We start from the raw sequence: 5,782 nt of genomic DNA on the forward strand, positions 1-5,782 counted from the left end.
CAGGGGGTCCCTTTTCAGATTGCCGCGGGGTCCCTTTTCATCTTGCCGCTACCAAGCCGGCGCAGTTTCTCGTCCACGAGGCGATGCCCCGTGGCAGCACCCCGGCGTCGCCGACCCCGGCTGGCGGACAGCCGTTGATGACCGGCAGCCAGTCGGCGCGCCTCCTCCAACCCCACAGCGGGATACGCCCCGAGCCCCTTCGCCATGGTCAAGCGGCCCGCCGCCCGGTTCGGCTCCGACAGCACCTCCCACCGGCGTTGGCCGAAACGTCCAACCACCAGCCAGAGTCCGCCCCCATCCGGGTAGCGTCCCCATCCAGCCGCCTCCACGAAGGCTTCCGTCAATCGTCCCGACCCCACGGGACCAACACTACACGCCCCCGGCCTTCACGATGAACGGCCGGAACAGTCTCGGCGACTTTCGTCGCAAGCCAACCACGTACGACGACCAGGCTGGCAGCCCTTGAGAGAAACGACAATGGAAGATCCGATCCAGCAGGATCTCTTGGTGGCAATGGAAAGAGCGCGGCCGCGACCCAAGCCGCGGCCGCGGAAACAATTCCTGTCCGACGAGCAGCGGGCGCGATGCAGGCGCATCGCCTGGCTGTACGGCCAGGGACGCGAACCGCCCCCCGACGACGATCTCGGCCCCGAGGAAACAGAAGCGGTCCCCGCTGACAGCTCCGAAGCAGACGGCAAGGACCGATGACGAAGGTCACCCCTGGGCGAGTCTCTTCCTACGGGCGACGCCCGCCGGAGGAACGGCTGGCCACGACGAGCGGCACCGAGACGACGGAGCGCACTGGGCACGCGCGTCCCTCTCGGTGGCATCCCAGCGCACGAACTGATGCCAATGCCCCCGTCGGCCAAGAGTGCGTCGGCGAACCCGCGCCGTGGCGTCCGGCCGGCACGGCGCAGAGCCGCCATCATGCGTCCCGCGCCGCCAGCGGTTACGCCAGAAATCGTTCCGTCACCGGAACCAGAGCGCCCCGGCGCGTCGAAGGCGAGATCGATGCGGAAACCGGAGCAGAACACGACCACGTCCAGGTTCCGCACCCGTCGCCGGACTGCGCCAGGAACGGCAGCGGCCGAACGACCATCGACAGGCCTAGGGCGGCGAAGGGAATAGCCCGTCAGCGGACGCACGACTCCCGCACCGAATTCCGGGCCGCGACTGGCGGCGACCCGGAAGGGATAGGTCCTCGCCGAGAAGCTCAGATCCTGGAGACCCAGCACTGCGGGTCGACCACGACGCAAGCGCCCGGCATCTCGGGGTGGGGAGCGAGCCAAGGAGCCACCCGGAGACCTTGAGGCCCGCATGGGCCCTCGGAACCCGCCGTTGGTCCTGCAGTCCGACCTCCAATTCCACGGTCGCGAGCTGCTTCGTCGCCCCTGACTACCCATCGGCGGCAGCCGGTCTGGATAGCCGAGGTGACACGCCGACGGGTGCCAGAGGATCCAGACCCCGTAGTCGTCGTTCGACGTGACGCACCCTCCGCCAGATAGGGTTCTGCGCGAAGCGCCGACGGAGAGATCCGGGCGGCCCCCCGCCGAAGAACAGTCGACAACAACGCCAGCGGCGCAGTGGCGAGCCGCATATCCATGACGCTCGACCGATGCCGTCCAGCCACCCCACCGAGGCACAGGCAACTAGCAGAAGGGCAAGCGCCCGGACACACGAGGAGGCCATGCGACACCCCGACCGGATCACGATCCTGACCGAGGTCGGCCGCGGCGACACGGCGCGGCGGTGGAAGGCGACCGCGCGAGCCGCGACGATCGAGCCGCTGATGATGAACCGCGAAGGCGAAGGCGAGGGCGCGGCGCCCGACGTCGCGGCCAAGCGCGCCGCCGAGCAGGCCGTGAGCCGGCTGCTTCGCGCGTACAACGAGGCGTGAGTCTTCGAGCAAGCTCCCCCGACCGGAGCCTGTTCATCTCAAGCGGCATCCTTGGCCGTCGGGCTCGCACGGCCGCCCAATCAACGACGCCATCGGACCCCCGGCCATGGGACCGCCGTCGGGCGGTCACGCCGGCGCCCGGCCGTCCGGCCGTGTCTGTTCCATCCCAGGTCTCACGTCGATGGCCCCGAGGCCGCCGACACGGCCGTGGGCCAGATGTAAACACCAGCCAGGAGACAAGGCATGTTGCACGAACTGAGCGGCATCGGCACCTTAGTCGACCCGCACGGCCCGGGCACGCCAGACCTGATCGACGCCGTGCTGGCGAGCAACGCAGGCGTGCCGCTGCTCGAACTCGGCACCCGTGACAACGGACACATCGCCCCGATCAGCCCGGCCGAGATCGTGCGGTTCGGACTGCCAAAGACCACGGCCGCCGTAGCGGTTTGGATCATCTTCGAGCACTTCGACGACGAGCAGGGCGGCCAGACCGTAGTCGCTGCACTGACCCCAGTGGAGCAGAAGCACGTGCTCGACAACGTGATGAGTGTTGCCATCGGCGCCGTCGTCCGCCACTACCAACAGAAGGAGACCGGGTCCGGCCACCCGGCTGAGAAGCTGTTCGAGATCCACCAGCGCCGGTCGGCAGCAGCGGGATTTCAGAACGCGCGCCGTTGATCGGAAGTCGGCGCCGAAGCACACAACGCTGGCGCACCGCCAGCAGACCGACAACACCGACACGCCTTTGAAGCACGGACCGCCCGGCGGCCGGCGACCAACCGATTAGCCAAGGGTGGCCCCGACCGCGCGGTAGGACACGGGCGAAGCCTGGCCGAACAGGCGACGAGGGGAGTAGAGACGATGAACGCCGCGCCAGACCTGGACGACCTCCCGTTCGAGATCGAGCGGATCCTCCTCGAGCGAGGCATAGAGCGGGCGACCGCGATCAGCCGGCCGAGCCGGCGCTGGTGGCGGTTCTGGCAGCCGACGGAGCCGTCCCGCCACCACGACATCCTGATCGACGCGACCCCCGACCAAGAGCGCGCCGACCCCGGGGCGCGACTCCGGGTCAGCACCATGAAGGCGCGCCAGATCGGCCTCCGCCGCAACTGGCTGATCGTGCTCCGCCGGGACCTCCGCCGCGCGAAGGCGGACATCGAAGCCGGCCTTCGCGTCGCGCAGGTCCGCCGGGTCCGGCCGACCGGCCACGGAACGATGCTCCACGTGACGTGGCACCGCTGCCATCCGAACCGGGTCGAGCCGGCCGGCAGCGCGGCCCCACCCGCGCCGAGGCCGCGGCTCATCCAGGGCTGCCGGCCCGCCTAGACATCGCCCAGCGAGCCCCACGGAAGTCGCCGCAACGAACGAGGGGACGAGCCTGGGCTCGGAACACCAGCAAAGGAGAACGACCGCCATGCCGACACGGCTGGAGAAGTACACGGCGCAGTTCGCCGACCGGCTGCTCGACGCGATCGAGAAAGGCACCGCACCTTGGCAGAAGCCTTGGCGACCCGGCGAAATGTCCACGCCGCACAACTTCAACACTGCCCACGAGTACCAGGGCGGCAACCTGATCCTGTTGATGGCCACGGCCGCCGCGATGGGCTACTCCGACCCCAGATGGGGCGGGTTCCAACAGATCCGCAGCGCCGGCGGCTGGGTCCGCAAGGGCGAAAAGGGCACGCTCATCATGATCTGCAGGCCATCGAAGCGGAACCCCGACGAGGACGCCGACGACGAGCCCGAGCGCCGGATGTACCGCAGTTTCCACTACGTCTTCAACGTCGAGCAGACTGATGGTCTCGAGCTGGCGCCGATCAGCGAACGACCGCCGGCCAGTTGGGAGCCGGCCGACGTGGTGCGGCAGATTGCGGCCGACACCAAGATCGAAATCGTCCACCAGGACGGCGACAAGGCGTGCTACCAGCCGTTTCGCGACCGGATCGTCATGCCGTTGCCGGACCAGTTCCACTCGCGGCTGGGCTACGAGCAGACGCTCCTGCACGAGTTGGCGCACGCGACGGCGCACCCCAGCCGTCTCGACCGGGAAGTGTTCCGCCAGTGGCTGAACGACCGCGAAGCGTACGCGATCGAGGAACTGCGTGCCGAGATCTCGTCGATGATGCTCGGCGACAGGCTACGGCTCGGCCACGAGCCGCACCACGGTCAGGCCTACGTCAAGTCGTGGATACGGGCGCTACGCAACGATCCGGACGCCGTGCGGCGTGCCGCCGCCGACGCAACCGACATCTGCGAGTGGCTGCTGCGCAACATCAGCCTCGGACAATCCACCAGCGAGGAACGTCTCGAGGCGGCTTGATGGAAGAACCCTCCAGAAAAAGCTTGCCCTGCACGCGACGCGGCAGAGCACGACCACGAGCGAGCAATCCGGGAATACGTCGTCTCGTCCCGTTGCTACCTGCGGGCGGCCCTCCCCCGAGCGCCGGAGTCGAGGTAGCGCAGCACGGAAGCCTTCGCGAAGCGCATGCGCTTGTCGAGACCGCGCAGGGGAGGGATCGGAAAGACCCCCGCCCGCAATCTTCGCTTGATGGTCGATTCCGAACATCGCAACACGCGCGCGAGTTCCCTGATCGTCAGTACGTCGGGTAGTGCTTCCAGGCCGTCGAGATCGTCGTTCGCCATGTATAAGAGGTACCGTCTCCACGCCACTCACCCAAGCGGTTACGATTTCGAAATCCAACAGAAGCTGGACGTGCGTCACTACGATCTCTGCGCCGCAACACCGGCGGGTTCCGGCGTGCGACTCCCGTGACATCACCGACGCCTCGCGCGGGCGTGTGCCGCATCACTACCCGGGATCACGCCGACGGGTAGTTGCTGGACTCACGCGGCCCCCTGGCGACGGCGACGCGCCCGGATTGACTCGCAGGCGGCGCCGACGCTCGACATGCGCAGTACCTCGGTCCTGCCGACGATACCCTTCACTTCGGCGTACGCCAGAGGCGTGGCAGGCGCCAACGAAACGAGACTCATGCGCGTCCAGGCCGACTGCCCTGGCCTTGTCCACGTCTCGGATAGCCACCAACGCCGCGCGCGTTCGCGCGGCACGATGCACCCGCCGATCCCGCTGACACGCGTTCTTCGCCCGGCGACTCCAGACCACTACCGGGTCGCCGGGCTCGCCTCGCGCATCCGCAGCAGCACTGCCTGAAAGCGCTACCGGCTCACTTGGGCCCATTGGCCAAATCGAAAGGACTCTGGACTACGATGCGACGGCACCGGGAGCACGGCATCCGGCGCGACGAGAGCGGTCGAATCTCCGCCTACGTCCGAGCCGCTGGCAAGTTGCGCTACAAGCGCTTTCCAGTCGGCACCTCGCTGGACACGGTGCGCCGCTGGCGCCTCGACACGCGCGCTGCGCTACAACTCACGGCCCCCGCCGCCGGATCACTCGCCGCCGACATCGAGCCGTTCCTGCGGCAATTCGCCCATCGACCACGTTTTGTGCGGGAGCGCCGACGACAACTGGGTTGGTGGGCCGAACGCTTTCCTCATCGGTCCCGTCATTCGCTGGAGGCTACCGATATCCGCAGAGCTCTGGCTGACCTTCGACGCACCCACGCCGCCACGACCTGCAATCACTACCGGCAGGCACTGCACTCACTCTACCGGTGCCTGGACGGTCCCGATGCCCCGAATCCAGTGCGGCATGTTCCGAAGTTCCCCGTCCCACAGGCCGAACCCCGCGGGCTGTCGTACGAGATGGTCCATCGAATCCTGGACTCGATGTCCGATCAAGGAGAGCCCGTTCGCAAGGGACAGCCGCGAGCCGCAGGATCGAAGGCCAAGGTCCGTTGCCGCCTGATGGCATTCACCGGGATGCGGCCGTCGGAGATCATGCGCTATCGGCCCGAGCACTGGAAT

7 protein-coding genes are annotated in these 5,782 nt (G+C 67.9%); 6 read left to right on the forward strand and 1 reads right to left on the reverse strand.

Features of this window, described 5'->3' with window-relative positions:
- Window positions 1–477: 477 nt before the first annotated feature.
- The 5 genes from F4X11_25945 (at window position 478) to F4X11_25965 (ending at window position 4,217) form a co-directional block, all read left to right on the forward strand.
- Entirely contained in the window at window positions 478–708 is a 231-nt protein-coding gene (locus F4X11_25945) for a hypothetical protein (GenBank protein MYN68419.1), read from the forward strand.
- A gap of 979 nt (window positions 709–1,687) precedes the next feature.
- Window positions 1,688–1,897 (forward strand): hypothetical protein, encoded by a 210-nt coding sequence (locus F4X11_25950; protein MYN68420.1) that lies wholly within the window; start codon window positions 1,688–1,690, stop codon window positions 1,895–1,897.
- A 243-nt stretch (window positions 1,898–2,140) separates the two neighbouring features.
- A complete protein-coding gene (locus tag F4X11_25955) occupies window positions 2,141–2,575 on the forward strand; it encodes a hypothetical protein (GenBank protein ID MYN68421.1) in 435 nt (144 codons plus the stop codon).
- Window positions 2,576–2,758: 183 nt separating this feature from the next.
- Entirely contained in the window at window positions 2,759–3,223 is a 465-nt protein-coding gene (locus F4X11_25960; GenBank protein ID MYN68422.1) for a hypothetical protein, read from the forward strand.
- Between the two features lie 88 nt (window positions 3,224–3,311).
- Window positions 3,312–4,217 (forward strand): DUF1738 domain-containing protein, encoded by a 906-nt coding sequence (locus tag F4X11_25965; GenBank protein ID MYN68423.1) that lies wholly within the window; start codon window positions 3,312–3,314, stop codon window positions 4,215–4,217.
- Between the two features lie 95 nt (window positions 4,218–4,312).
- On the opposite strand, the gene F4X11_25970 is transcribed toward F4X11_25965, so the two are convergent.
- Window positions 4,313–4,540: a helix-turn-helix domain-containing protein gene (locus F4X11_25970; GenBank protein MYN68424.1), complete on the reverse strand. Its 228-nt coding sequence runs from the start codon at window positions 4,538–4,540 to the stop codon at window positions 4,313–4,315.
- Between the two features lie 585 nt (window positions 4,541–5,125).
- Between F4X11_25970 and F4X11_25975 the strand changes: the two genes are divergently transcribed.
- Window positions 5,126–5,782: hypothetical protein (locus F4X11_25975; GenBank protein ID MYN68425.1), on the forward strand; the 657-nt coding region annotated here is incomplete at its 3' end.

This window comes from Acidobacteriota bacterium (assembly GCA_009861545.1).
Lineage (GTDB): Bacteria > Acidobacteriota > Vicinamibacteria > Vicinamibacterales > UBA8438 > WTFV01.

Excerpts from the sequence above, each read along its gene's own strand:
- F4X11_25950 (MYN68420.1), top strand. The coding sequence starts at position 1,688 with ATGCGACACCCCGACCGGATCACGATCCTGACCGAGGTCGGCCGCGGC.
- F4X11_25945 (MYN68419.1), top strand. The coding sequence starts at position 478 with ATGGAAGATCCGATCCAGCAGGATCTCTTGGTGGCAATGGAAAGAGCG.
- F4X11_25955 (MYN68421.1), top strand. The coding sequence starts at position 2,141 with ATGTTGCACGAACTGAGCGGCATCGGCACCTTAGTCGACCCGCACGGC.
- F4X11_25965 (MYN68423.1), top strand. The coding sequence starts at position 3,312 with ATGCCGACACGGCTGGAGAAGTACACGGCGCAGTTCGCCGACCGGCTG.
- F4X11_25970 (MYN68424.1), bottom strand. The coding sequence starts at position 4,540 with ATGGCGAACGACGATCTCGACGGCCTGGAAGCACTACCCGACGTACTG.
- F4X11_25960 (MYN68422.1), top strand. The coding sequence starts at position 2,759 with ATGAACGCCGCGCCAGACCTGGACGACCTCCCGTTCGAGATCGAGCGG.